The sequence below is a fragment of the Rhizobium sp. ZX09 genome (genome assembly GCF_017357485.1).
Classification (GTDB): Bacteria; Pseudomonadota; Alphaproteobacteria; order Rhizobiales; family Rhizobiaceae; genus Agrobacterium; species Agrobacterium pusense.
Genome location: NZ_CP031363.1, coordinates 2823735 through 2849062, shown reverse-complemented (window position 1 = coordinate 2849062; position 25328 = coordinate 2823735). Strand labels below are relative to the sequence as shown.

Annotated in this window: 21 protein-coding genes; 11 read left to right on the top strand and 10 right to left on the bottom strand. The window is 59.0% G+C overall.

What is annotated here, in order from left to right:
* Window position 1 precedes the first annotated feature (1 nt).
* The 5 genes from exbB to BTN45_RS13850 form a co-directional block, all read right to left on the bottom strand.
* Window positions 2-1159 carry a tonB-system energizer ExbB gene (gene exbB / locus BTN45_RS13870; RefSeq protein ID WP_207588322.1) on the bottom strand — a complete coding sequence of 386 codons (1158 nt, stop codon included), beginning with the start codon at window positions 1157-1159 and terminating at the stop codon, window positions 2-4.
* Window positions 1160-1348: 189 nt separating this feature from the next.
* Window positions 1349-2086, bottom strand: a complete 738-nt coding sequence (gene hutC / locus BTN45_RS13865) for a histidine utilization repressor (protein WP_207588321.1) — start codon at window positions 2084-2086, stop codon at window positions 1349-1351.
* Window positions 2087-2120: 34 nt separating this feature from the next.
* A complete protein-coding gene (locus BTN45_RS13860; protein WP_207588320.1) occupies window positions 2121-2906 on the bottom strand; it encodes an ABC transporter ATP-binding protein in 786 nt (261 codons plus the stop codon).
* Complete coding sequence (locus BTN45_RS13855) at window positions 2906-3679, bottom strand: ABC transporter permease (protein WP_207588318.1); 774 nt, start codon at window positions 3677-3679, stop codon at window positions 2906-2908. The genes BTN45_RS13860 and BTN45_RS13855 overlap by 1 nt, the downstream gene beginning before the upstream one ends.
* 134 nt (window positions 3680-3813) lie before the next feature.
* Window positions 3814-4755, bottom strand: coding sequence for an ABC transporter substrate-binding protein (locus BTN45_RS13850; RefSeq protein ID WP_207588316.1), 942 nt, complete (start codon window positions 4753-4755; stop codon window positions 3814-3816).
* Between the two features lie 205 nt (window positions 4756-4960).
* Between BTN45_RS13850 and BTN45_RS13845 the strand changes: the two genes are divergently transcribed.
* Entirely contained in the window at window positions 4961-5671 is a 711-nt protein-coding gene (locus BTN45_RS13845; RefSeq protein ID WP_207588312.1) for a YoaK family protein, read from the top strand.
* Window positions 5672-5683: 12 nt separating this feature from the next.
* On the opposite strand, the gene BTN45_RS13840 is transcribed toward BTN45_RS13845, so the two are convergent.
* Entirely contained in the window at window positions 5684-6202 is a 519-nt protein-coding gene (locus BTN45_RS13840) for a hypothetical protein (protein ID WP_006699798.1), read from the bottom strand.
* A 77-nt stretch (window positions 6203-6279) separates the two neighbouring features.
* Here BTN45_RS13840 and BTN45_RS13835 point away from each other — a divergent pair, with 77 nt between their 5' ends.
* Window positions 6280-6918 carry a trimeric intracellular cation channel family protein gene (locus tag BTN45_RS13835; RefSeq protein WP_004439220.1) on the top strand — a complete coding sequence of 213 codons (639 nt, stop codon included), beginning with the start codon at window positions 6280-6282 and terminating at the stop codon, window positions 6916-6918.
* 75 nt (window positions 6919-6993) lie between these two features.
* Here BTN45_RS13835 and irrA read toward each other — a convergent pair whose 3' ends face one another.
* The gene (irrA, locus tag BTN45_RS13830) at window positions 6994-7413 is read right to left on the bottom strand and encodes an iron response transcriptional regulator IrrA (protein ID WP_003493135.1); all 420 of its coding nucleotides are present in this window, start codon (window positions 7411-7413) and stop codon (window positions 6994-6996) included.
* A gap of 316 nt (window positions 7414-7729) precedes the next feature.
* Between irrA and fabA the strand changes: the two genes are divergently transcribed.
* From fabA to BTN45_RS13805, 5 genes are all read left to right on the top strand, one after another.
* Window positions 7730-8245: a 3-hydroxyacyl-[acyl-carrier-protein] dehydratase FabA gene (fabA, locus tag BTN45_RS13825; protein ID WP_003507274.1), complete on the top strand. Its 516-nt coding sequence runs from the start codon at window positions 7730-7732 to the stop codon at window positions 8243-8245.
* Window positions 8246-8320: 75 nt separating this feature from the next.
* Complete coding sequence (gene fabB, locus BTN45_RS13820; RefSeq protein WP_207588311.1) at window positions 8321-9544, top strand: beta-ketoacyl-ACP synthase I; 1224 nt, start codon at window positions 8321-8323, stop codon at window positions 9542-9544.
* A 6-nt stretch (window positions 9545-9550) separates the two neighbouring features.
* Window positions 9551-10357 (top strand): enoyl-ACP reductase FabI, encoded by an 807-nt coding sequence (fabI, locus tag BTN45_RS13815; RefSeq protein WP_022555382.1) that lies wholly within the window; start codon window positions 9551-9553, stop codon window positions 10355-10357.
* Between the two features lie 185 nt (window positions 10358-10542).
* Window positions 10543-11139 (top strand): TadE/TadG family type IV pilus assembly protein, encoded by a 597-nt coding sequence (locus BTN45_RS13810; protein ID WP_004439213.1) that lies wholly within the window; start codon window positions 10543-10545, stop codon window positions 11137-11139.
* Window positions 11139-11729: a TadE/TadG family type IV pilus assembly protein gene (locus BTN45_RS13805; protein ID WP_022555381.1), complete on the top strand. Its 591-nt coding sequence runs from the start codon at window positions 11139-11141 to the stop codon at window positions 11727-11729. Before BTN45_RS13810 ends, BTN45_RS13805 begins: the two co-directional genes overlap by 1 nt.
* Before the next feature lie 36 nt (window positions 11730-11765).
* Here BTN45_RS13805 and BTN45_RS13800 read toward each other — a convergent pair whose 3' ends face one another.
* The 3 genes from BTN45_RS13800 to BTN45_RS13790 form a co-directional block, all read right to left on the bottom strand.
* Entirely contained in the window at window positions 11766-13535 is a 1770-nt protein-coding gene (locus BTN45_RS13800; protein ID WP_207588309.1) for a sulfite reductase flavoprotein subunit alpha, read from the bottom strand.
* A complete protein-coding gene (locus BTN45_RS13795) occupies window positions 13532-19036 on the bottom strand; it encodes a glutamate synthase-related protein (RefSeq protein ID WP_207588307.1) in 5505 nt (1834 codons plus the stop codon). The genes BTN45_RS13800 and BTN45_RS13795 overlap by 4 nt, the downstream gene beginning before the upstream one ends.
* Window positions 19037-19440: 404 nt before the next feature.
* A complete protein-coding gene (locus tag BTN45_RS13790) occupies window positions 19441-20769 on the bottom strand; it encodes an MFS transporter (RefSeq protein ID WP_004439203.1) in 1329 nt (442 codons plus the stop codon).
* Window positions 20770-21075: 306 nt separating this feature from the next.
* On the opposite strand from BTN45_RS13790, the gene cyoA reads away from it, so the two are divergent.
* From cyoA to cyoD, 4 genes are all read left to right on the top strand, one after another.
* A complete protein-coding gene (gene cyoA / locus BTN45_RS13785) occupies window positions 21076-22149 on the top strand; it encodes a ubiquinol oxidase subunit II (protein WP_034496355.1) in 1074 nt (357 codons plus the stop codon).
* A gap of 72 nt (window positions 22150-22221) precedes the next feature.
* Window positions 22222-24225 carry a cytochrome o ubiquinol oxidase subunit I gene (gene cyoB / locus BTN45_RS13780; protein WP_004439200.1) on the top strand — a complete coding sequence of 668 codons (2004 nt, stop codon included), beginning with the start codon at window positions 22222-22224 and terminating at the stop codon, window positions 24223-24225.
* Between the two features lie 6 nt (window positions 24226-24231).
* A complete protein-coding gene (gene cyoC, locus BTN45_RS13775) occupies window positions 24232-24858 on the top strand; it encodes a cytochrome o ubiquinol oxidase subunit III (RefSeq protein WP_006699805.1) in 627 nt (208 codons plus the stop codon).
* Window positions 24858-25253: a cytochrome o ubiquinol oxidase subunit IV gene (gene cyoD / locus BTN45_RS13770; protein WP_004439196.1), complete on the top strand. Its 396-nt coding sequence runs from the start codon at window positions 24858-24860 to the stop codon at window positions 25251-25253. The genes cyoC and cyoD overlap by 1 nt, the downstream gene beginning before the upstream one ends.
* Window positions 25254-25328: the final 75 nt, after the last annotated feature.

Sequence of the window (25328 nt, the reverse complement as noted above, 5' to 3'; positions counted from 1 at the left end):
ATCACCGTCCAACCAGCGATACTGCGGGTTTGCTGGTGCTGCCCGGCGGAATGCGGCGAAAATCGAGGTCGCGGCTGACGAGGCGCTCCACGCCCGCTGCGGCATCCGCCAGCAGATGGCGGTATCCGGTGATCGAGCGCGCGAAGACGTTATAGATCACCACTGCGGGAATGGCGGCAACGAGGCCGATGGCGGTGGCCAGAAGCGCTTCGGCAATGCCGGGCGCGACGACGGCGAGATTGGTGGTCTGCGATTCCGAAATGCTGATGAAGGAGTTCATGATGCCCCAGACGGTGCCGAACAGGCCGACAAAGGGGGCGGTGGAACCGATCGTTGCCAGAACGCCCGTCCCGCGTGACATGCGGCGACCGGCGTGGGTTTCGATACGCGACAGCGCCGAGGAGACACGTTCCTTGATACCGCCGCCATCGGTATGTTCGACCACAGCATCGGAAAGCTGCATTTCATGAGTTGCCATGCGCAGCATGAGCGCCGCAGGTCCGCCCTTCTTCTCGACAGCCTCGGTAGCCTCGTTAAGAGTTTTCGCCTTGCGAATGACCTTCAGCGTTGCGCCGGCCCGAACACGCGCACCTGCAAGTTCAACCGACTTTGCAACCCACACCGTCCAGGTCACCAGCGAGGCGAAGGCCAGACCGATCATGACACCCTTCACGACCCAGTCCGCCGCCATGAACATGCCCCAGGGGGACAGGTTGTGTGGGATATCCGCGCGATGTTCGGCACTTGCCGGGTCGGCGCCGACGGGCTCTACCGGGGTTGAAACCTCGTTGGTCGGCGCGGCACCTTCTGGTGTCAGGGCGGGAGCGACTGGAGATTGTGCGCGCTCTGCAGGCGCTGCTTCATTGCCTTGAGGTTGTGCAGGCGCCACGGCTGCCGGCCGTTCCTGTGCAGGCGTGGAAGGCTGGTTCGGCTGAACGACCGGAGCGTCCGGCGCCGCCGGGGTTTGTGGAGACGGCTGTGCCGGCTGGACCGTTTCCGCTTGCGGTGCGGACTGAATCTGGGGTTCGGATGCCGTCTGAGCGAAAACCGCACCGGCACTCAATCCAACCAGTAAGGTAACCGTCGTGGCAAGGGAAATGCGCCGTGTCCTGCTTGCCTTGTTGAGAGACGCGGAAGAAGTGGTGGTCGCAACTGACATGTTTTTTATCCCGGATTTCCGTCGATGAACCCATCCGCAGATTGACCGGTTTGAAACCGGGGTCATAACGGATGCCGTCGTAAAAGCTTGACGTTCCGATAATAAACCTGAGTTCTTTTGACAACTATTATATTGCCAAAAGACGACCCGTAAACTCTTCTTTACAAAAAATTGACCGATCTACCGTCTTCAGCTGCTCTGCGAAGGCGAAAACTGCGCAACGAGCGCGTGTCGGTCACCGGGATAGGTGACCGACACGCGGGTGATGTAATCCGTTCCGTGCCAGGTCCGGCGATCGATGACCAGACAGGCGGCTCCCGATCCGATACCCAGCGCGGCGGCATTTTTGCGGTCGGCCGATACGGCGCTGATGCGATGTTCAGCAGCGCTCCAGGGCACCATCTTCAGCAGCCACGTTCCGGGGCCGATCTGCGAAAAATCGGCAAACTCGGCCTCCGGAACAGCAGTGACATTGATGAGGCGCTCTTCCAGACAAAATGGGACGCCACCGGCAAAATGCGTGCAGGTGAGTTCCAGCACGGGCGCATCGGCCGCAAGCGCCATAGCCGCACCATCGTCTTTACCCGCAGGCCGCAGACGCCGCTTGTCGAGGCGATACCCGTAAACCAGCCCGAGTGCCTGCACCTCGCGTTCGATATCGTGGATTTCCAGCACGGCCGATTGCGCGTGGGGCTGACGGACGAAACTACCGAGACGCCGGCGTCTTTCGATAAGACCCCGCTGCACCAGTTCTCCCAAAGCCTTGTTCACCGTCATGCGCGAACAGGCATATTGGCGGGTCATTTCGTGTTCGAATGGGATACGATATCCCGGCGGCCATTCGCCTGACATGATGTGGCGCTCCACATCGTTGCGGATTCGCTCGTGCAGTGACTTTTCCTGAAGATCGGTGCCTGTGCGCCTCATCCCGATGCTTCTATCCTCCCCGTTCCATGCCCTGCTATCCGTGAGCGGCGGCGGCGATCGCTTCGCTGCGGATTTCTTCCGTCAGCCTTGCACGCAGTTCGGAAAATTCCGGGCTGGCCTTGACGGTGTAGTGGCGCGGATGCGGCAGGTCGACCGGCGTGATCGATTTGATACGGCCCGGCCTCGCAGACATGGTCACCACGCGCGACGCCATGAAAACCGCCTCCTCAATATCGTGCGTGACGAAAATGACCGTCTTTTGCTCACGCTCCCATATGCCGAGCAACAATTCCTGCATCAGCCCGCGGGTCTGATTGTCGAGAGCGCCGAAAGGCTCGTCGAGCAGCAGGATTTTTGGGCCATTTGCCAGGGCGCGGGCAATGGCCGTTCTCTGCTGCATGCCGCCGGAGAGTTGTTTCGGCCAATGGTTTTCGAAACCACGCAGGCCGACCTTGTCGATATAGCTGTCAACAATCTCCCATTTTTCCTTCTCGGCAACGCCGCGTTCGCGCAGGCCGAAAGCGACGTTTTCACGGATCGTCAGCCAAGGGAACAGCGTATAGGACTGGAACACCATGCCGCGGTCCGCCCCGGGGCCAGTCACCGCCCTGCCTGACAACAGCACCTCGCCCGTCGTCGGACGGTCAAGCCCGGCGATGATGCGCAGCAGGGTCGATTTTCCGCATCCCGAAGGACCGAGGATGGTGACGAAATCATTGCGCGGGATTTCGAGATTGGTGGGCTGCAGGGCCAGCGTCGGCTGCCCGCCATGTACGCCTGGAAAGGTGCGGCTGACGCCCGTGATAACGAGTTCGCTCATCAGGCAAGCCTCCAGGCAAAAAGCTTCCGGTTCAGCGATTTGAACGCGAAATCCGAGATAAGGCCGATAACACCGATGACGATGATGCCAAAGATGATCTGGCCGGTCGCCATCAGCGCCTGGCTGTTGATGATCATGTAGCCGATACCGGAGGAGGCGCCGATCAGTTCCGCGACGATGACATAGGTCCAGGCCCAGCCGAGGACGAGACGGAGGATTTCGGCAATGTCAGGCGCGTTGGCGGGAATGAGGACTCGACGCACCACACCCCGATCCCTCGCCCCCAGCGTATAGGCGGCCTCCACCAGATCCCGCCGCGTGCCGGCGACGGCCACAGCCACCATCAGGATGATCTGGAAGACGGCGCCGATGAAGATCACCAGCAGCTTCTGCATCTCGCCGATGCCGGCCCAGAGAATGAGCAGCGGCACAAAGGCGGAAGCCGGAAGGTAACGCGCGAAGGAGACAAAGGGCTCAAGCAGCGCCTCGATGGGCTTATAAGCCCCCATGGCGATACCGAGAGGGACGGCGACTACGGAGGCCAGCACGAAACCGCCCACGACACGCCAGATCGTCATGCCGATATCGCTGGCAAAACCCTGATTCGTCAGCAGATAGATACCATCCTTAAGCATGGTAACGGGGTCGGCCAGAAAGGTCGGCGACACGAAACCGCCCAGCGTGGCAAAGCCCCAGGCAGAGAAAAAAAGCACGAAGAACAGGATGCCAAGCGCTATCCTCGTGCTGTTCTTTATGGGTTGAAGTGGTTGCATTCTGTCGCCTGTCCCGAACCGGCGCGGCACTTCGCCACGCCATCAACATGTTCCCGCACTCAAGACGCGGGAACACTGTCGCGCTTCTTACTGACTGCAATATCCGGAGAGGGAAATGCAGCTGGCTGTTTCCGTCACTTGATGAAGGACGTGTCCGCGAGGGTCGAAAGATCAGGCTTCGACTTGATCACGCCGATTTCGAGCAGCAGGTCAGCCGATTTTTCGGAAAAAGCCTTGAACTCGCCCTCGAAGAATTTCTGGTTGGCGGCCTTGTCCTGCCATTCGAGGAATTTTGCCGAAGCGGCAAAGGCCTCGCCGGACTGTTTCACATCCGCGCCCATCGTCGCATAGGATTTTTCGGGATCGGCCTTGATAAGATCAAGTGCCTGGAAATAGCTGTCCGCCAGAGCCTTGGCTGCCTGCGGATTGGCCTTCAGGAAGTCTGGCGTGCAGCCAAACGTATCCATGACCGCGGGATAATCCAGTGTCGTGGCAAGAATCTTACCCTTGTCGGGAGCGGCGCGCACGGTAGAGAGATAGGGTTCATAGGTCATGGCTGCATCGTTCTGTCTGGCGACGAAAGCCTGCGCGGCCGGCCCCGGCTCAAGGTTGACGACCTTCACATCCTTCAGTGTCAGGCCGTTTTCCTTGAGGATCCAGGCGAGGAAGAAATAGGGAGAGGTGCCCGGTGCGGACGCGGCCACCGTCTTGCCCTTGAGGTCCGCGACCTTTGCGACATCGCTGCGCACCGCGATGCCATCGGCACCGTGCGATTTGTCCATCTGGAAAATCTGGGTGGATTTCACGCCATTGGCGTTCCAGGCGATCCAGGTTTCCACCGTGGTGGCGGCGCACTGGATGTCGCCGGAAGCGAGAGCGAGATGGCGGCTGGCCTGCGGGATTTTCTTGATCTCGACCTTCAGGCCGTTCTTTTCGAAAATGCCGGCCTGTTTTGCAAGCGTCAGTGGTGCAAAACCCGTCCAGCCCGACATGCCTATCGTCACGGACGTTTCGGCATAGGCGGAAGCGGATGAGAAAAGTGCCGCCAGAGTGGCGAAAACCCAGGTTATTTTCATGATCGGAACCCCTTTTGATTTATTTTTGTGCGACATTGTTTTTCGCTTTATTTGAGGCATCGTAGGCAGGCATTTTGTATTTGTCTAGACAAAACAGAAGCGCACGAACATCCCTGGAACGATTGCAAATGCACGGCCAGCCATTCTAGACATAGAAGAACGCGGCCGGCGAGCAGGCCCAACGATTTCCCGTATCGAGCTCTCCATGACCAGACAGAGACGTCGTAATATCATCAAGGCCAGAAGGACCGGCACGGGTATCGCGCTGGTTGCCGCCATTTCCTTCATCGCGGGCATGACGGACGCGGTTGGACTGCATATTTCCGGCGACTTCGTATCCTTCATGACCGGCAATACCACGCGCGCCGCGGTTTCAGCGGAAGCGGGCATCTATTCCCACGCCGTGAAACTCCTTGTCGCGATCATTGCCTTTGTGGCGGGCAACGCGGGCGGGATCGTGGTGGCCCACAAGTTCGAGCGGCGTATATTTGCAGTCCTCATGGCCGTCGGATCGCTTGTGGCCATTTCGGCACTGCTTCGTGGCGAGAGCTCGGGCCTCGTGCAATTTTACCTCGTGGTCTTCGCCATGGGCATGGTCAACGCGGCCGTCGAGCATATCGAGGGACTGCCGATCGGCCTTACCTATGTGACGGGTGCCCTTTCCCGTTTCGGCCGAGGCATCGGCCGCTTTCTTCTCGGTGACCGGAGCTTTGATTGGGGCATCCAGATCGTGCCGTGGCTGGGCATGCTGAGCGGCGCGATATGCGGTGCCGTTCTCGGGGCCAAGCTGCAATCGGATGCCCTCTGGGTCGTGGCGGTCGCTGTCTTCGTTGTCGCCATCGCCACACTCATCATTCCGCGCTCACTCCGACAGCGCTATAATCAGAGGGTGAAAATCCGGCGGATTACGCCGTAGCAACCGTTGCGCTCACTTTCGCGAGATCGTGACGAATTTTGTCCCGCGCACCCGCACTGTCATCAGGCAGGGCTCCTTATCAGTACGCTCGCAATAACGCGGATGCATCTTCAGCACGAAGACCATGTTGCCGAACCGCTTGATGAAGTCATAACCGTAGATGCGGGCCGTCGCGATCATCAGGTAGCCGCCTTCTTTCACCTGCACGTAAAAATTATAGGGGCATCCCTCGTCATCACAGGCGCGGCCTTTTTCGCCGTCGCAATCCAGAACTCCGTGATTGACGACGGCATCCATCAACCCGTCATTGTTGATATCCAGCCGTGTGACGAAATCGTCGCCGAATGCTGCCACCTTGCACTCGTTGCGGAAATGATCCTTCTCGTAAATCTCCGGATCGCTCACCAGCTGCTGCTGCGCCGAGAGCGCCACCGGGAACATCAAGAGAACCAGCGCCTGAAGAGCGGCAACGAGAGCGATTCGCACGGCATTTTCCTTTGCATCCGTTTGGGTTATGGATGTTGCGATCATCCGGGCGGCCAGCCTAGAGTTTAGTGCTTGCGCGACACTGACGTGTTCGCCGCCCGTGTTCCGGGGGGAACCTTTTCATGACACTTCTGGGGTTTCTCGACTATGCCGGCGTGGCAGTGTTTGCCGCAACCGGTGCGCTTGCCGCTTCGCGCAAGCAGCTCGACCTGATCGGCTTCCTGTTTTTTGCGGCGGCCACCGGTATCGGCGGTGGCACGGTGCGTGATCTCGTGCTCGGCAGAACGCCGGTGTTCTGGGTCATCAACCCCACCTATATTCTCGTCTGCGTCTCGGTGGCGGTGCTGCTGTTCTTCACGGCACATCTGTTCGAATCCCGTTACCGGGTATTGATCTGGCTCGATGCGCTCGGCCTTTCTGCTTATTGCGTCATGGGAGCGGCGAAGGGCCTTGCAGCAAGCGGTTCGGCCACTGTCGCCATTGTCACCGGCGTTCTGACGGCAACATTTGGTGGGGTTTTGCGCGATATTCTCGCCGGTGAGCCTTCCGTGCTCTTGCGGCCGGAAATCTACATCACCTGCGCGCTTCTGGGCTCTTCCACCTTCATTGTCGTCTATTTCTTCGGCGCGCCGCTTTATGCCGCTTCGGCAGCGGGCGTGCTGATGGCCTTTGGGATCCGGTCCGGCGCGCTGATCTTCGGCTGGACTTTCCCGCCCTATAAAGGCAAGCCCGGCAGACGTCCGGAAGATGTCATGAAGTGACCCATGGAACGTCGCTGAAAACAGAAATGGCGCCCGCGGGCGCCATTTGCACATCCATTGTCGAACCGAAGAACTTCAGCCGCGCTTGCGGCGGAGGCGGATCACCACATCCACATGGGCGATTTCCATGCCCTCAGGCGCTTCCGGCAGATTGCCGATCTGGAGATTGTTGACAGGTATATCGAGAACCTCGTTCTCGCCTTCCACGAAGAAGTGATGGTGGTCCGACACGTTGGTGTCAAAATAGGTACGGGCACCTTCCACGGCGAGAACACGGATGAGACCGGCCTCGGTGAACTGATGCAGCGTGTTGTAGACCGTGGCGAGAGAAACGGGCACGCCAGCTGTCACAGCCTCATCATGCAGTTCCTCGACGGTGAGGTGGCGGTCACCTTTCGCGAAGAGAAGATCGCCCAAAGCCACGCGCTGGCGCGTGGGCCTCAGCCCAGAGCGCCGCAGCCTCGTTCCGATATCCAATGTGGCGTCAAATGCCATGCAATCCCATTCCAAACAGAGGTATGCCACCCGTCAATTGCAATAGCATATATCTTTTGCAGGGAATGCTTTCAATAGTTTCAGCGCCGCCGAGTGTCGCAAATGGCCGCAAACCGGCCATTCCTGCAAATTTCCTCTGGTTCCGACCGGATGGTTCCTGTATGCGGACGGCATATTGAGGTAATGACTTCTGCAAAGAAGGTTCGAAGACAAAGAATGGGGGCGGAACCGCCTCTGCCCTTGCAGCGCTTCATTTTGAACCTAACTTGCTCTAGTGAAGTCGATCAACACCAGTAATTGGGGAAGTGAAAGCGGTATGGCAACGAGGCAATCAAGTTACAATTACGAGGAGATCCTGTCCTGCGGTCGCGGCGAATTGTTCGGCCCGGGAAATGCACAGCTCCCATTGCCTCCCATGCTCATGGTTCACCGCATCACCGAAATTTCAGAAACCGGTGGCGCGTTCGACAAGGGTTTCATCCGTGCCGAATATGATGTCAGCCCCGATGACTGGTATTTTCCCTGCCATTTCCAGGGCAACCCGATCATGCCGGGGTGCCTCGGCCTTGACGGCATGTGGCAGCTGACCGGCTTCTTCCTCGGCTGGCTGGGCGAAGAAGGCCGCGGCATGGCGCTTTCCACCGGCGAAGTGAAGTTCAAGGGCATGGTGCGCCCTCACACCAAGCTCCTTCAATATGGTATTGATTTCAAGCGCGTGATGCGTGGCCGTCTGGTGCTTGGAACTGCTGACGGCTGGCTGAAGGCGGACGGCGAAACCATTTATCAGGCGACAGACCTGCGGGTCGGCCTGTCCAAGGAAAAGGCTGCCTGAGGCAGACGGAATAGTTCAGACAAACGCCGGGCGGCTTCGGTTGTCCAGCCGAAATCTTAAGAAAAGGTCCCTTTCATGAGACGAGTTGTTGTCACCGGCCTCGGTATTGTTTCTTCCATCGGCGGTGATGCCGCTGAAGTCACCGCGTCGCTGCGCAATGCCAAATCCGGCATTTCTTTTTCGCCGGATTTTGCCGAACACGGTTTCAAGTGCCAGGTCTGGGGCAAGCCTTCTCTCGACCCCACCGATCTGGTCGACCGCCGCGCCATGCGTTTCCTGTCACAGGGCGGCGCGTGGAACCATGTTGCCATGAAGCAGGCAATCGCCGATTCCGGTCTGGAAGAGAGCGATATCAGCGGCAATGAGCGCACCGGCATCATCATGGGCTCGGGCGGTCCTTCGACCCGCACCATCGTCGAAGCTGCCGATATTACGCTGAAGAACAACAGCCCGAAGCGCATCGGTCCGTTTGCCGTGCCGAAGGCGATGTCCTCCACCGCTTCGGCCACGCTCGCGACCTGGTTCAAGATCCACGGCGTCAACTACTCCATCTCTTCGGCCTGCTCCACCTCGGCGCACTGCATCGGCAACGCCGCCGAGATGATCCAGTGGGGCAAGCAGGACGTGATGTTCGCTGGCGGCCACGAGGACCTCGACTGGTCGATGTCGAACCTTTTCGACGCCATGGGCGCCATGTCGTCCAAATTCAACGAGACCCCCGACGTCGCCTCGCGCGCCTATGACGTCAACCGCGACGGCTTCGTCATCGCCGGCGGTGCGGGCGTTCTGGTTCTCGAAGAGCTGGAACACGCAAAGGCACGCGGTGCCAAGATTTATGCCGAAATCGTCGGTTATGGCGCGACCTCTGACGGTTACGACATGGTTGCCCCTTCAGGCGAAGGCGCGATCCGCTGCATGCGGCAGGCTCTTTCCACCGTCAAGGGCGACATTGACTACATCAATACCCACGGCACCTCGACGCCGGTTGGCGATAGCAAGGAAATCGGCGCGATCCGCGAAGTCTTCGGCGACAAGATCCCGCACATCCAGTCGACAAAATCTCTCACTGGCCACTCGCTTGGCGCGGCCGGGGTGCAGGAATCGATCTACGGCCTCTTGATGATGCAGGAACGTTTCATCGGCGAGAGCGCGCATATTTCCGAACTCGATCCGGAATTTGCGGGCGTTCCGATCGTTCGCAGCCGCATCGACAATGCCGAGATCGACACCATCCTATCCAATTCCTTCGGCTTCGGCGGTACCAACGCCACGCTCGTCTTCCAGCGTCATAACGGATAATTGCCCATGAACGGCATCATGCAGGGTAAACGCGGCCTCATCATGGGCGTCGCTAACAATCACTCCATCGCCTGGGGTATCTCCAAGGCACTTGCGGCACAGGGCGCGGAACTGGCCTTCACCTATCAGGGTGAAGCGCTCGGCAAGCGTGTCAAACCGCTCGCCGCGGAACTTGGCTCCGACTTCATCGTGCCTTGCGATGTCGAAGATATCGCTTCTGTGGACGCGCTGTTTCAGACGATTCGCGAAAAATGGGGCGCGCTGGATTTTGTCGTGCATGCCATCGGCTTTTCCGACAAGAACGAGCTGAAGGGCCTTTACGCGGATACGACGCGCGAGAATTTCAGCCGCACCATGGTCATTTCCTGTTTCTCCTTCACGGAAATCGCCAAGCGCGCCGCCGAGCTGATGACGAATGGCGGCTCCATGCTGACACTGACTTATAACGGTTCGCAGCGCGTCATTCCCAACTATAACGTCATGGGCGTTGCCAAGGCGGCGCTCGAGGCTTCCGTGCGTTATCTCGCTGCCGATTTCGGCCCTCGGGACATTCGCGTCAACGCCATCTCGGCCGGCCCGGTCCGCACGCTCGCAGGTGCGGGCATCTCCGACGCGCGCGCCATTTACGCATGGAACCAGAAGAACGCGCCGCTGAGACGGACGGCGGATATCGACGATATCGGCGGGTCTGCGCTCTACCTTCTGTCCAACCTCTCGCGCGGCGTGACGGGTGAGTGCCATTACGTAGACTGCGGCTATAATATCACCTCGACACCCACGCTCGAGGTTCTGTCGAAAGCGGACGCGGAATAATCACGTCCCTGGTTTATTTAAGCCCGGCCCCGTGCCGGGCTTTTTTCATTTGGCGTCTGTGTCATTTTCATAAATCACTAAAGTATAAATCACCGAGGTAACTGATTTTAAACATCGGTTGATTATGGTCCGCAACAATTCAACGGTTGCGCTTGCCGCATATGCTTAGAGATCGACACTGCCTCATGCGACTGGCCAAACTGAAGCCATTGCTGGAAAAATTCGGAGTTTCGCGCGACGGGACCGCAGCCATCGAATTCGCGATCCTCGCCATCCCTTATTTCCTGGTTGTTTTCGCAATCATCGAAACCTTCATCGCCATGATCGCGGAGCAGGTGGTCGTCAATGCCACCGAAAGCATGGCCCGGCGGCTGAGGACGGGGCAGATCAGCAGTTCAATTTCGAAAGAAGACTTCCGAAAGAACTTCTGCAACGAAGTCTCGGTGATAATCACCTGCTCCGCGGATGAGATCAAAACGGAACAGAAGCTCTATATCGATCTTCGCTCTTTCACCACCTTCAAGGATATCCCCACCGCCATACCTTTGAAGGCCTTCGGAGAATATTACGATCTTGATACGGCGCAATTCGGCTTCAAGCCGGGTGGGCCGGAAACGATCAACATGCTGCGTGTCTATTATCGCTGGCGCGTGACCGCCGATATCATTCGCCCCTATCTTACAAAAATTCGCCCGGCCGATGGATCGATGCCTTCTCACTTCCTGATCGTCGCGACCGACGCTTTCATGAACGAAAAATACACGACAAGCGGGGGCTCCTGATGGCAGGTCTGATTGCCGCCGTGACGCAAGGCAATCTGCGTTTCATTGCGCTTGCTTCACGCTTCGCAAGAGATCGCCGCGGTGTTGGCGCGGTGGAATTCGCGATCATTTTCCCGATATTGCTCGCACTTTATGTGACGTCCTTCGAACTCACCATCGGCTACAATACCTACAAGCGGGCAAGCAGCGCCGCCGCGACGATCAACGACCTGATTTCGAAAACGGGTTCTGTAGACAAGACCTATCTTGCAGGCATGGGGGATGTAGCATCCGCAGTCTTCGCGCCCTATAGCACGAAGGGTCTCCGCCTAAAGATCAGCGGTATCAAGATCGATGCCCAGAAACAGGCGAAAATCACCTGGTCCTGGGATGAGAAGAACCAACGGCCCTATGCGGTCGGCTCTGCGGTGGTGGTGCCGACCCGCCTGCTGATTGCTGACAGCTTCCTCATCCATGTCGAACTTTCTGTCCCGCATGAACTGCTGATGTTCATGACCGACATCTCCTCCTCTGGCGTCAAGTCGATCACCATCGGCCGCGATTATTTCTTCAAGCAGCGCGATGCGGAGACAGTCTGCAGCAATTGCTGAATGCACCGTTGCATCCGGATCCCCTCGCGCTGACGGCTAGTAGACATCACGAAGATAGCGCTTCTCGCGCTTCAGCTGGCTGACATATTCGCTTGCTGCTTCCGCCGACAGGCCGGCCTCGTCAATGATGATCCGGTGCAGGGCATCGTCTACGTCCTTCGCCATGCGGGTCGCGTCACCGCAGACGTAAAAATAGCCCCCCTCTTCGAGCCACTGATAAAGCGCCTTGCCATTCTGCCGCATGCGCGTCTGCACGTAGATCTTTTCCGCCTGATCGCGCGAAAAGGCGAGATCGAGACGCGTCAGCACGCCCGCACGGCTCATTTCACCCAGCTCACTCTCGTAAATGAAGTCCGACTGCCGGTGCTGGTCACCAAAAAACAGCCAGTTCCTGCGGGTGGCGCCCCGCGCCAGCCGTTCCTGCAGGAAGGCCCGGAACGGCGCTATTCCCGTGCCCGGACCCACCATTATAACCGGCGCATCGTCGTTCTGCGGCACACGGAACGCCTTGTTGGGCGAAACGAAAACCCCGGCAGTCGCCCCTGGCTCCACCCGATCTGCCAGATAGGTGGAGCACACGCCGCCGCGCTCGCGGTCGTGAGCGCGATAACGCACGCTGGCGATCGTCAGATGCACGCTGTTTCTCGCGGCAAGGGGGCTGGAGGAGATGGAGTAAGCCCGATGCTGCAGCGGTTTCAGGAAAGTCACGAATTCAGCAAGATCGAAAAGACGCCTGCCGCCAAGATTGAGCAGGTCGAGAATATCCTTAGCCCAGAGAAAGGCGGCCAGCTGCTCCCTGTCGCCGTTCGCAAGAACATGCGCCAGTTCGTCATGACCCGCGCGCTTGCCGATTTCGGCGACCAGTTCGCGCGAAGGCGTCGAGATTTCGAACATGCGGAGAAATGCGTCTCCCACCGAACGATCCAGCCCGGCCACTTCGCTATCGGCTTCCGCCCCGAAATGGTCGAGCAACGCACCAGCCAGTTTCGGGCAGTTGACCGGAACGACACCAAGCGCATCACCCGCCTCATAGCTGAGGCCGCTTTCCCCGAGATCGAATTCGTAATGCCTGATTTCCTTCGATGAAGCCGGACCGGAAAGACGGTGATTGACGCTTAGCCGCGCCAGATAGGGATTCTTCCGATTCCATTCCTGTTTCGCCCGCCTGGGGAGTTGGGCCGGCCGAGGCATGACGATAGTCGCCGCCTGGTCGCCATCGAGCGCAAGTGCAATTGGCAGGGTCTCATCGATCCAGGCGGCGGCGGCGTCCTCGAAGTCGATATCGCAATCAATCCGCGTTTTCATACGTTTGCCGCCGAGCTGCTCAAAGCGCGTATCGATGAGTTTGCCGGCCTGGCAAAATCCGTCATACCCCGTATCACCCAGCGCCAGCACGGCGAAATTCATCGCCTCCAGTCGTGGCGCACCGTCAGCGGCAAGCGCTTCCCAGAATAGCTGCGCATTATCGGGCATTTCACCCTCGCCATAGGTCGAGGTCACGACAATGACCCGTTTCATCGAACCGAGGCGCTCCATGGACACGTCGTCAAGCGCCATCACCGCCGGCTGCATACCCCGCGTGCGGGCGGCGGCGGCGATATCCATCGCCAGCGCCTCGGCATTGCCGGTCTGTGTGCCGAAGAGGATGTTCAGCACGCTCGCTGCCGTCTTGGGAGCGGCAGCGGCGACAGATGCCTCCAGGCCAATGGCCGCGCGGGAGTGGAGCCCGGCTAAAAAACCCGCAAGCCAGGCGCGCTGGTCGCCGTTAAAGGGCGCGTCTTCGGGAATGTAAGGTATCTTCATCATGCTGCCCTGTTCTGGCTGGATGCGGCGGTTAGGTCAGGAATGGCGCGGGCCGCGAAAAGCTCTTCGAAGCCCGGCAGACGACCGATCTTCTCGATGTTTTTGCGGCTCTGCTGAATGATCCAGCCATAGGTGCCTGGACTGTCCACCGACCAGATGTTGCGGCGCGCCAGTGCCTGCTTGTAGTCATCAAGTCGCTTGGCGGCGATCATCACCGCAAGCTGTGCGTCGTTATGGTCGGAAAGAGCCTCGCGCGCATATTTCAGCAGACGCTGCATCAGGGCATAATCTTCCGTAAGGATGAGATTGCGCACCGCCTTTTCGATGGCGGCGTCGGAAGGACCCGATGCCATCGGCAATCGCTGCAAGGCAATGGCCTGCGCCATGCTCAACACAGTGTAATTGTTGATCAGTGCGTACATGTCTTCCGTATCCGTTTCGCCATAGGCCGGCACGGTGCCGTTCAATACGGACTTGCGATCTCGATAGGCCAGCTTGAACTTCCGCAGCTGATGGGCAGCAAGTGCGGAAGCCAATTCCTCCAGCAATTCCTTGCGCGGCTTGGCCTTGAGAATTTCGTCGCTGTCCTGATAAAGCAGCAGCGCGCGTGGCATGCCGTAAACGAAATTGTGCTGTTCGCTCTCCCAGTTTTCCAGCAGCCATGCGGCCTTCGCTGAGCCAGTCTCCACCGCGTGCCAGTTCAGAAGCTGGTGAACGGCGTGACGATGGATCGCCGCCTGCTCGTCCTCGCCCGTGATGGAGCCAAGCAGGATCGAATCGTGGCTGACTTTCTTCGGCAGGTCGCCATAGGGATCGTATTGATAGACGAAACCGCCACTCATGCCGTTGCCGAAGCCCTTGCCAAAACTGCCGAGGTTAAGCACCGCACCGTTGGTCATGTATTCGCAGGCAAAATCCCCCACGCCCTCCACAACGGCGGTCGCGCCGGAGTTGCGCACCGCGAAACGGTCGCCTGCCTGCCCTTCCACAAAGGTGCGGCCGCCGGTTGCGCCGAACAGTGCGAAATTGCCGACCAGCACATTCCCGCCCGCCTCCTGCGAACCGCCGCCGGGAGAACGCACGACGATGGTGCCACCGCAGGCGCTTTTGCCGACGCCGTCATTGCAGGTACCGGTATGGACCATGACCATGCCGTCGTTGCAGAAAGCGCCAAAGGATTGTCCAGCCGAACCTGATGTATCGATGCGCACGGAACCCGCTTCCAGAAATCGACGGCCACGGCTGTCCCGCCTGACGGCCGGCAGCGCATCCGCCTCTTCGTCGGAAAGCTCATGGTTCAGCATACGTTCGATATCGACGGCGAGCTGGCCGCCGACGCTCTTGTTGCAATTGTTAAGGAAACGGTTGCCGCCAAGCTCGATGCTTTCGCGCCCGCCGTCGACCAGTGCCGAGCGCACGAGTTCGATGAAGGCATCGTCCAGCGCGAAGTCCTTTTCCATATAGACCGGGCTGTCGATCTTCACTTCCTCGACCACTGTTAGCATTGCCCGGAGGTCAAGCTGGCCAACGCTTGCGGGATGATCGAGTAGGTGAAGAAGATCTGAGCGGCCTCGCGCTTCCCGCAGCGAACGGAGCCCGAGTGCGGCCAGGATCTCGCGCGTTTCATGGGCGATGTTCATGAGATATTGCGCCAGCGCCCGCGGATCGCCGTTAAACGCCTCCTGATTGGTGGTGAGGCCGGCCGGGCATTTGATGTTGCAGTTCTTCGCCATGACGCATTTCAGCATCATCAGCACCGTGGTGCCGAATTCGAAACTATCCCCGCCGAGAAGAGCCGATTTCACGACATCGCTCGCCGTCTGGTGCGCGCCGGAGCAGCGCAACAGCACCTTGGCGCGCAGGCCGGTGGCGCAAAGCGCCTGATGCACCTCGGCAACGCCAATTTCTGCGGCGCGCCCAGTATATTTGAGGCTGGTAACGGCCGCCGCCCCCGTGCCGCCGGTATTGCCGGCGACGTTGATGACATCCGCTCCCGCCTTGGCGACACCGACCGCGATCGTGCCGATGCCTTCTGACGAGACCAGCTTGACGATGACCCGCACGCGCGCTGCCTTGGCGTCGTGGACGAGTTGGGCCAGATCCTCGATGGAATAGGTATCATGATGCGGCGGCGGCGAGACAAGCTCGACGCCCGGCGTACCGCCACGCGCGGCGGCGATTTCCACCGTGACCTTTGGAGACGGCAATTGTCCGCCTTCGCCGGGCTTTGCGCCCTGGCCGATCTTGATCTCGATCTCTTCCAGCATCGGATCGGCAAGATAGCCGGCCCAGACACCGAAGCGGCCCGATGCGAACTGCTTGATGCGCGAGGCGCGAATGGTGCCGTATCGCGATATATGCTCGCCGCCCTCACCGGAATTTGACATGCCGCCAACCATGTTGGTGCCATGCGCCACAGCCTCATGAGCGGCCGCGACAAGCGCGCCATGGCTCATTGCACCAGAGGCGAGGGTCATGGTGATCTCGCTGGCTTTTTGCACGGCATTGAGCGAAATGCTCGCCGGCGCGGTGCGAACAAGCGAGAGGTAATCGGAAGCCTCGCCCCTCGCCTGAACCAGAAGAGCGCCCCCTTCAAGCCAATGTCCAACTATGTCCTCGCCGAAGCGATCGATCAGCGATTGGCCAAGTGCTGCGAGCCTGGCAAGCTCATGGCCGTCCGGGCCGGTCAATTGCAGCCGGAAGGCGCCTTCCTCTGCGCCTTCGCAGAGCAAGCCCCGTACCATGAAGCTGTTATTGCCCTTGCGGGAAAACCGACCCATTTCACGGCGAAACTCTTCCGCCGAACCGGCGAACGTCACATCCGCCGGCAATTCCAGGACATCGCGCAGGGCGGCGGGGCGACGCGCTCTTTCTTCCGCCATCATACTGGCAAATGCGCGGTAGCCGGGCGTTACCTCGAAGGCATCGATCGCCTCCGGGGTCAACCGGTCAAAACTGGTGTGATAATAGGCCGCGTCGCCGAGACCGAAGGCATCTTCCAAGCGGTTGAGCGGCAGGAGACGCAGCGCCTCTTCGTTTTCGGTTCCCTTGTCGAAGCCGATCTTTTCCTCCGTCATATCCACGAAACCGCGGACGGCCGTCGTGCCATAGGAATGGCCGGCCCCTTCGGCACGCTCCTTGAAAAGACCGAGCAGCGGAATGTCGCTTTCTCCCTTTACAGACAGCGCCTTGCGGTGCCAGTCCGCCACGGCCTGGGCGATGACGGCGAAGCTCACGCCGCCGACCGGCGTTTTCACATTCGGGAAATAACGCTTCAGCACGTCATCTTCCGTATCGAGGAAGTTCGGCTCGAAGAACTCGCCCCCGATATAGCTTTCCGCCGTACACAGGCCCACCTTGCCCATGGTCTTCATCAGCGATTTTTCCGCCGCCTTGGCGAAGCGCTTGAAGGCCTTGTCGGCTTCGCTGCCGAATTTCTCCTCGGCGCGGAACTGCACGGCGAGCGGATAGACCGCCGAAGCGCCAAAGCCGAGACCGGCTGCAATGTGATGGGAGGAGGAGAATTGTCCGCTTTCGACGATCAGCGACACACGCAGCCTGAGGCCTTCCTCGATCAGTCGCTGATTGATGGCGGAAACGACCATGATCATCGGCAAAGCGGCACGACGTGCGGAAACATGCCGGTCAGTGATCACGGCAATGCCACCTTCGCCAGCGGCAAAAGCGGCGACCGCGGCGCACAGTCCGTCTATCGCCTCTCTCAATGCCGCTTCATTGGCCTCCCCTTGATCGAAGACGGGCGCATAGAGCATTTCGAAACGGCACACCGGCGTCTCGGTCTGCTCGCGGATGCGCAGCATGTCCAGGTGGCTAAGGATTGGCGAGCGCACGACGATCTGGCGTGCCTTCTTAGCGCCGCTGTTCGGCTTGGCACCCAGGGCCACCCGTAGCGTCATGCCATCAGCTTCGCGAATACTGTCTAGCGGCGGATTGGTGACCTGCGCGAAACGCTGCGAAAAATACTTGGCGACCCCACCTTCCTGATCGGAAAGCGCGTTGATGGCATTGCCGTATCCCATCGCCGAAATTTTTTCGGAACCGGAAGCCAGCATCGGGTCCATCAGGAATTTAAAACTTTCCTGATTGTGCGAATAGGCGACGTAACGCTGGTGACGTTCGAGATCACCATTATAACGCAGCGGTGAGCCCTGCTTTTCCGCTGGCACTTCCGGCAGATCCTCCAGCATGACACGGGCTTCGCGCAGCAGGGATGAATAGTCGCGGCGCGCGGCAAGAAGCTCCAGCGCCTCGACGGTGGAAAAGGCGCGGCGCGCGGCGTGGTCGTAATAAAGCATGCCGCCCGCCTCGATGCGGCCGCGCCGGATAACGCTCTCCGCCGGAAAGGCGATCTGCCCGGCCTCCGACATGACACAGAGATATTCGTCCGTCTCGACGGTGCGCAGCGGGCGCAGGCCAAGCCGATCGAGCCGCGCGCCAACGATAGTGCCGTCGCCGAAGATCAGCGCGGCCGGACCGTCATTTTTCTCCTCATAGAGAGAGAAATATTCCAGCATCTCCTTCACGCCCGGCGACAGGGTGTCGTCGTTTTCCCAGGCTGGTGGCATCATCGAGACCACAGCGGTAACGAGGTCAAGACCGTCCTCCATAACCCGCGCCTGCAAGGTCTGGTCCAGACGGCAGCTATCCGACTGGCCTTTCGGCCTGATGATGCTGGCATTCTTCGCCAGGGCGACTGCCGCTTCCGACAGGCGGTTCTTCTTGTCGGTGTTGAGTTCGCCATTATGCGCCATCAGGCGGAAAGGCTGCGCCATGGATGGGTGCGGATCGGTATTGGTGGAGAACCGCGTGTGGAAATACATCGTATGCACTTCATGGCGCGGATCCGTCAGGTCGCAGAAATAGGGCATCACCTCATGGGAGTTCAGACGGCCCTTCAAGACCTGCGTGCGGGCGCTGAGCGAGAGCGGATAAAAGCCGGCGAGGTCAGGCACGCTATACGCAAGCGCCTCGATGGCAATCAGTGCCTTGTGGATACGCCAGTCGAATTCCGCCAGAGTTGCGCATTCGGCCGGAGCAGAGAAAACCCATTGGCGGATCGGCAACTGGTAAGGGATGGCGGCAGCACGGATGGCCGCGTCATTTACCGGTACATCACGGACGGTGAGGACCGAAAATCCCTGCTCCTGCAGCGCGCTGCCGATAATGCCAACCGCCTCATCATGGAACGCGGAGTTCTGCGGCAGGAAAAAATTGCCGACGCCGAAACGGCCGGCCTGCAAACCGTGTTCGCCAGTCAATTTCCGAAAGAAGGAGAGCGACAAATCCAGCGACACCCCGGCACCATCGCCGACACCTTCTGCCGACATGCCACCGCGATGCGGGACGGCGCAGAGCGCCTCGTGGCCGCGCTTCAACACATCGTGAGTCTGCACGCCGTCCTTGCGGGTGATGAAACCAACGCCACAGCTGTTTTTTTCAAATGCGGCATCGTAAAGGCCGAATTTTTGCTCCGTCACGCTCAAGGCACTCTCCTCTCATTGCGCAATTCGCGCGGCATCGCCTTTTTTCCGAATCCGGCGCGTCAGCCGGCGCTCTGCGGGCGGAGCCGCAGGCGACCTGGCTGCTCCTCTTCTTCTGCTTATCGGCGTTTGATGGCGCGAACGGTCGTTTTGCGGCCGTCAAACGGCTGGGCGGCAATCGCCGCTTTTTCGCAAATAATGATCGTGTTCGTTCGCATCGCGTTCCCTAGTGGCCGACTTTCAAGCGCTGAGATACGCCGAATTACGTCAGTATTGCTTACGTAATATTTCATGATTGGGAAAGTCAAGATTAAAATCGGTCCGACGCAATAAAAAAACAAAAAAGCCGCGAAATCCGACAGGATTTCGCGGCGTGACGGCTTCAGGAATTTTTTAAATTGCTCGGATCACTCAGACGGCATTTCGAGCGTGCGGCTAAACCAGAGTGCAATAAGCGTACAAAGGGCGCCCGACATGAGGTAGATGCCGACCGCAAAAAGGCCGAATTTGGACGAAAATCCGAGCGCAACGAGCGGCGCGAAGCCAGCACCGATCAGCCAGGAAATGTCCGAGGTCAAAGATGCGCCGGTGTAGCGGTACTCGCGGCTGAAGCGGGAGGCGAGCGCGCCGCCCGCCTGACCGAAGGACAGGCCCAGCAGCGAGAAGCCGATCAGCACGAAGAGATAACGGCCGATATCACCGGAACTGAGAAGAACGGGGGCCACAAGGCTGAAGAGACCAATCAGGACCGCCGCGATGGCCAGAAGTTTCCGCCGCCCTATACGATCCGCCAGAATGCCCGAAACGACAATCATGCCGCCGGCAATGATGGCGCTGACGAACTGCACGAAGAGGAAGTCCGACACGCGCTGGCTGGTGTTGAGAGAAACCCAGCTCAGCGGGAAGACGGTGACGAGATGGAAGAGCGCAAAGCTCGCCAGCGGCACGAATGCACCGGTGACAACCACCGGGAACTGCGACCGCAGCATTCTGAACATGGGACGCGGCTCCAGTTCATGCTGTTCCAGCATGGCCTGGAACTCCGGCGTCACGATCATGCGAAGGCGGGCAAAGAGCGCAAGCACATTCAGCGCCAGCGCCACGAAGAAGGGGAAACGCCAACCCCAGGCCAAAAACTCTGCGCTGGAAAGCTGCGTGACGAAAACGATGAAGAAGGCGCTCGCGAGGCCAAAACCCATAGCCGCCCCGATTTGCGGCATCATGGCGTACCAGCCGCGCTGCCTCGGCGGAGCGTTCATGGCGAGCAGCGAGACAAGGCCATCCCAGGCGCCGCCGAGACCAAGGCCCTGGCCGATACGGAAAACCGCCAGCAGGCAGGGGGCCAGCATGCCAGCCTCGGCGTAAGATGGCAGGAAGCTGATCGCCATGGTGGAACCGCAGAGCGTGAAGAGCGCGGCCATCAGCTTGACGGCGCGGCCGAACCTGCGGTCGATCTGGAGGAAGATCAGAGAACCGATCGGCCTTGCGATAAAAGCGAGAGAGAAGACAGCGAAGGAATAAAGCGTGGCCGTCAGCGGATCCACATAAGAGAAGAAGACATGCGGAAAAACGAGCGCGGAGGCGATGGCGTAAATGAAAAAATCAAAAAACTCCGTCATTCTCGCAAGGATGACTGCAATCGTAATGCGATCCGGATCGACCTTTACGGGGCCGGCACCGTGTCCGTTCGCCTCTGGCGCCTGCCCAAAAGATGGAGCAGCATTCGTATAACTCATAATATTCCTCCTGCGTCATGGACGAACCATTTCCTGTAACGCGCAGGCTCCTCTTCCGTTGCGTTACGATGTGACGGATTGTCACACGCACCCTACGTAACGTCAATTGAAGTTTGAGAAGAAAGGCTTGCCCCACGGGCTTCCTATGCGATAATGCACGCGCTCCGCCTGTAAACGCAGCTTTGACCGCCATATGGTGCATCGCAACGATTTCGCTGCACCGCGACAATATACCTCATTTGAAAAATGATGTTCGGCAATTATTCGCGGCATAATCCAAACTGTACGAGTTCAAAGAACGTGCGCATGATCAAAAAACTCCCATCCGCCCTCCTGGCAATTCCGGCAATGCTGCTGCTCAGCGGCTGTAACCTTGTTGTCATGAATCCGTCGGGCGACGTCGCCATCCAGCAGCGCGATCTTATCATCACGTCCACGGTCTTGATGCTGCTGATCATCGTTCCCGTCATTGCCCTGACGCTGTTCTTCGCATGGAAGTACCGCGAGTCGGCCAAGGCCGAGGATTACGATCCCGAGTGGCACCATTCCACGCGCCTTGAGATGGTGATCTGGTCGGCACCCGTCGCGATCATTCTGATGCTCGGTACCGTGACTTGGATTTCCACCCACCGACTCGACCCTTATCGGCCGCTGGAGCGCATCGACGAGAACCGTCAGGTCACCGCCGATATCAAGCCGATCACCGTCGAAGTTGTGGCCATGGACTGGAAGTGGCTGTTCTTCTACCCTGAACTCGGCATTGGAAGCGTCAATGAATTCGCCGCTCCGGTCGATGTTCCGATCAATTTCAAGATCACCGGCACGACGGCGATGAACTCCTTCTTCGTTCCAGCACTGGCCGGCCAGATTTATGCCATGGGCGGCATGCAGACCAAGCTGCATGCCGTGATCAACAAGGAAGGCGTCTATGACGGCTTCTCGGCCAACTTCTCCGGCCCCGGCTTCTCGCATATGCGCTTCAAATTCCACGGCCTCAGCCAGCAGGGCTTCGACCAGTGGGTGGCCAAGGCAAAGGAAGGCGGCAAGGGCTTCGGGCGCCAGGAATATCTCGAATTCGCCAAGCCTTCGGAGCGCGAGCCGGTGCAATATTTCGCTTCGGTCGATCCGGAACTCTACAGCGCCATCCTCAACCGTTGCGTGGAGCCCAACAAGCTCTGCATGCGCGACATGATGCATATCGACGCCAATGGCGGCGGCGGCAAGGAAGGCATCGACATCGCCAAGGCGCTTAACTCCGTCGTCTGCACCCCGCTTGCGCCTTATGGCGTCGCCAGCGGTCCACAATCCACTCCGGCTGCTATCGAAGGCCAGACTTTCGAACCTGCGGCGCTGCCGGAAACCAAACAAGTCGCTGGCTGACGATACGTCCCGGCATTCTGCGGCGCGGCCTGTCCGCGCCGAATTTACGTCTTTGAATCGCAAGAGGCTAAAATGGTCGTCAACTCCGATCAAACGTCGTTCCTGTTCGGACGGCTAACCTGGGAGTCAATCCCGCTTCACGAGCCCATTCTTGTCGCCACCTTCGCGGCCGTGGCTCTGGGTGGCATCGCCGTCGTCGGCGCCATCACCTATTTCAGGCTGTGGGGCTACCTCTGGAATGAATGGTTCACGAGCATCGATCACAAGAAGATCGGTATCATGTACATCATTCTGGCGCTTATCATGCTTCTGCGCGGTTTTGCCGACGCCATCATGATGCGCGTGCAGCAGGCCATCGCCTCCGGCGGATCGGAGGGATATCTTCCGCCGCATCACTACGACCAGATATTCACCGCCCACGGCGTCATCATGATCTTCTTCATGGCCATGCCGATGATCACCGGTCTCATGAACTTCGTCGTGCCGCTGCAGATCGGCGCCCGCGACGTTTCATTCCCGTTCCTCAACAATTTCTCCTTCTGGATGACCACGGCTGGCGCCGTCATCACCATGATCTCGCTGTTCATCGGTGAATATGCGCAGACGGGCTGGCTTGCCTATCCGCCGCTTTCCGGCATCGACGGAAGCCCCGGAGTGGGGGTCGACTATTATATATGGGGTCTGCAGATCGCGGGTGTCGGAACGACGCTGTCAGGCATCAACCTGATCGTGACCATCATCAAGATGCGCGCGCCGGGCATGACCATGATGCGTATGCCGATCTTCGTCTGGACGTCGCTGTGTTCGAACATCCTGATCGTGGCATCCTTCCCGATCCTGACCGCAACGCTCGCGCTTCTGACCCTTGACCGCTACGCTGGTACGAATTTCTTCACCAACGACCTTGGCGGCAATCCGATGATGTATGTCAACCTCATCTGGATCTGGGGCCATCCGGAAGTTTATATTCTGGTACTGCCGGCTTTCGGTATCTTCTCCGAAATCGTCGCCACCTTCTCAGGCAAGCGCCTCTTCGGTTATGCGTCGATGGTCTACGCCACTGCCGTCATCACCATCCTGTCCTATATCGTCTGGCTGCACCACTTCTTCACCATGGGGTCGGGCGCAAACGTCAATGCCTTCTTCGGCATCACGACGATGATCATCTCGATTCCGACGGGTGCGAAGATCTTCAACTGGCTCTTCACCATGTATAAGGGCCGCATCAAGTTCGACGTGCCGATGCTGTGGACGATCGGCTTCATGATCACCTTCGTCATCGGCGGCATGACCGGCGTCCTTCTCGCCGTACCGCCAGCGGACTTCGTGCTGCATAACTCGCTGTTCCTGATCGCCCACTTCCACAACACGATCATCGGCGGCGTGGTGTTCGGCGTTCTCGCCGGCATCGTCTACTGGTTCCCGAAGGCCTTCGGCTATCGTCTCGATCCGTTCTGGGGCAAGCTGTCCTTCTGGTTCTGGTTCACCGGCTTCTATTTCGCCTTCATGCCGCTCTATATTCTCGGCCTGATGGGCATTACCCGCCGCCTCAGCCAGTTCGAAGACAACTCTCTTCAGATCTGGTTCCTGATTGCCGCCTTCGGCGCCTTCCTGATCGCGCTCGGCATCGCCTCCTTCGTCATCCAGCTCATCGTCAGCTTCCTGAAGCGCGACAAGCTGCGTGACGTCACCGGCGACCCCTATAATGGCCGCACGCTGGAATGGTCGACGTCTTCGCCGCCGCCGCAGTATAATTTCGCCTTCACGCCCGTCATTCACGATGTTGACGCCTGGACGGACATGAAGAAGCGCGGTTACAGCCGCCCGCTGGAAGGCTTCATCCCAATCCACATGCCGAAGAATACCGGCTCGGGCGTCATCATCAGCGCCATCAGCGTGGTGCTGGGCTTTGCCCTGGTGTGGCACATCTGGTGGCTGGCAGTTCTGTCATTCATCGGCATCGTCGCGGTATCGATCGCCCATACCTTCAACTACAATCGCGAATACTACATTCCAGCCTCCGACGTCTCTACGGTTGAGGCGGAACGTACCAAGCTGCTCGCGAAACAGGCGTAACGAAACATGGCTCATACACCTGCACAAAGCGTCGACGGCGCTGAACCACCGGTCTTTTACCTGAAGGAAGACCATCATCCCGAGAACGGCACTTCGATCGGCTTCTGGCTCTACCTGATGAGCGACTGCCTGATTTTTGCCGTGCTCTTCGCCACCTACGCCGTCCTCGGCCGCAGCTATGCGGCCGGACCTTCGGGCGCGGATCTGTTCGATCTCAAGCTCGTCGCCATCAACACCGGCTTCCTGCTTTTCTCCTCCATCACCTATGGCTTCGCCATGCTGGAAATGGAAAAGCAGAAGGTGAAGACGACCCTGGTCTGGCTCGGAATCACCGGTCTCTTCGGCCTCGCCTTCCTTGCCGTCGAACTTTACGAGTTCCACCACCTGATCGAAGAAGGAGCCGGTCCGCACCGTTCGGCTTTCCTGTCGTCGTTCTTCGCGCTGGTCGGCACCCACGGTTTGCACGTCACCTTCGGCATCATCTGGCTCGTCACGCTGATGGTGCAGGTCGCCAAGCATGGCCTGATCGCGGCGAACAAGCGTCGCCTGATGTGCCTGTCGATGTTCTGGCACTTCCTCGACGTCATCTGGATCGGCGTCTTCTCCTTCGTTTACCTCATGGGAGTTCTTTGATGAGTTCCGAAGCACACGCACATCACGACGCGCATGGCGACGACCATCATCACCATGATGGCGCGAGCCACGGCACGTTTAAAAGCTACATGATCGGCTTCATCCTTTCGGTCATTCTGACGGCGATCCCCTTCTGGCTTGTCATGGGCGACGTCCTTGAAAACAAGACGCTGCTCGTCATCGCTATCATGGGCCTTGGCGTCATCCAGATCTTCGTGCACATGATTTATTTCCTGCACATGGACACGAAGTCGGAAGGCGGCTGGACCTTCATGGCGCTGATCTTCACCGTCGTGGTGCTGCTGATCACGCTCTCCGGTTCGCTGTGGGTCATGTACAACATGAACAAGAACATGATGCCGCTGCACATCGAAGATGTGAAAAACCTGCCTTAACCAGAAATTGCGGCCTGCCGGGAGCCCGGCAGGCCGCCTTCCGCGCCAACACATGACCCCATGAATCGTGGCGCG

Coding starts and splice junctions, on each gene's coding strand:
- BTN45_RS13850 (WP_207588316.1), bottom strand. CDS start 4,755: ATGAAAATAACCTGGGTTTTCGCCACTCTGGCGGCACTTTTCTCATCC.
- exbB (WP_207588322.1), bottom strand. CDS start 1,159: ATGTCAGTTGCGACCACCACTTCTTCCGCGTCTCTCAACAAGGCAAGC.
- fabB (WP_207588311.1), top strand. CDS start 8,321: ATGAGACGAGTTGTTGTCACCGGCCTCGGTATTGTTTCTTCCATCGGC.
- cyoD (WP_004439196.1), top strand. CDS start 24,858: ATGAGTTCCGAAGCACACGCACATCACGACGCGCATGGCGACGACCAT.
- irrA (WP_003493135.1), bottom strand. CDS start 7,413: ATGGCATTTGACGCCACATTGGATATCGGAACGAGGCTGCGGCGCTCT.
- BTN45_RS13855 (WP_207588318.1), bottom strand. CDS start 3,679: ATGCAACCACTTCAACCCATAAAGAACAGCACGAGGATAGCGCTTGGC.
- BTN45_RS13805 (WP_022555381.1), top strand. CDS start 11,139: ATGGCAGGTCTGATTGCCGCCGTGACGCAAGGCAATCTGCGTTTCATT.
- BTN45_RS13800 (WP_207588309.1), bottom strand. CDS start 13,535: ATGATGAAGATACCTTACATTCCCGAAGACGCGCCCTTTAACGGCGAC.
- cyoA (WP_034496355.1), top strand. CDS start 21,076: ATGATCAAAAAACTCCCATCCGCCCTCCTGGCAATTCCGGCAATGCTG.
- fabI (WP_022555382.1), top strand. CDS start 9,551: ATGAACGGCATCATGCAGGGTAAACGCGGCCTCATCATGGGCGTCGCT.
- cyoC (WP_006699805.1), top strand. CDS start 24,232: ATGGCTCATACACCTGCACAAAGCGTCGACGGCGCTGAACCACCGGTC.
- hutC (WP_207588321.1), bottom strand. CDS start 2,086: ATGAGGCGCACAGGCACCGATCTTCAGGAAAAGTCACTGCACGAGCGA.
- BTN45_RS13840 (WP_006699798.1), bottom strand. CDS start 6,202: ATGATCGCAACATCCATAACCCAAACGGATGCAAAGGAAAATGCCGTG.
- BTN45_RS13810 (WP_004439213.1), top strand. CDS start 10,543: ATGCGACTGGCCAAACTGAAGCCATTGCTGGAAAAATTCGGAGTTTCG.
- BTN45_RS13790 (WP_004439203.1), bottom strand. CDS start 20,769: ATGAGTTATACGAATGCTGCTCCATCTTTTGGGCAGGCGCCAGAGGCG.
- cyoB (WP_004439200.1), top strand. CDS start 22,222: ATGGTCGTCAACTCCGATCAAACGTCGTTCCTGTTCGGACGGCTAACC.
- BTN45_RS13860 (WP_207588320.1), bottom strand. CDS start 2,906: ATGAGCGAACTCGTTATCACGGGCGTCAGCCGCACCTTTCCAGGCGTA.
- fabA (WP_003507274.1), top strand. CDS start 7,730: ATGGCAACGAGGCAATCAAGTTACAATTACGAGGAGATCCTGTCCTGC.
- BTN45_RS13835 (WP_004439220.1), top strand. CDS start 6,280: ATGACACTTCTGGGGTTTCTCGACTATGCCGGCGTGGCAGTGTTTGCC.
- BTN45_RS13845 (WP_207588312.1), top strand. CDS start 4,961: ATGACCAGACAGAGACGTCGTAATATCATCAAGGCCAGAAGGACCGGC.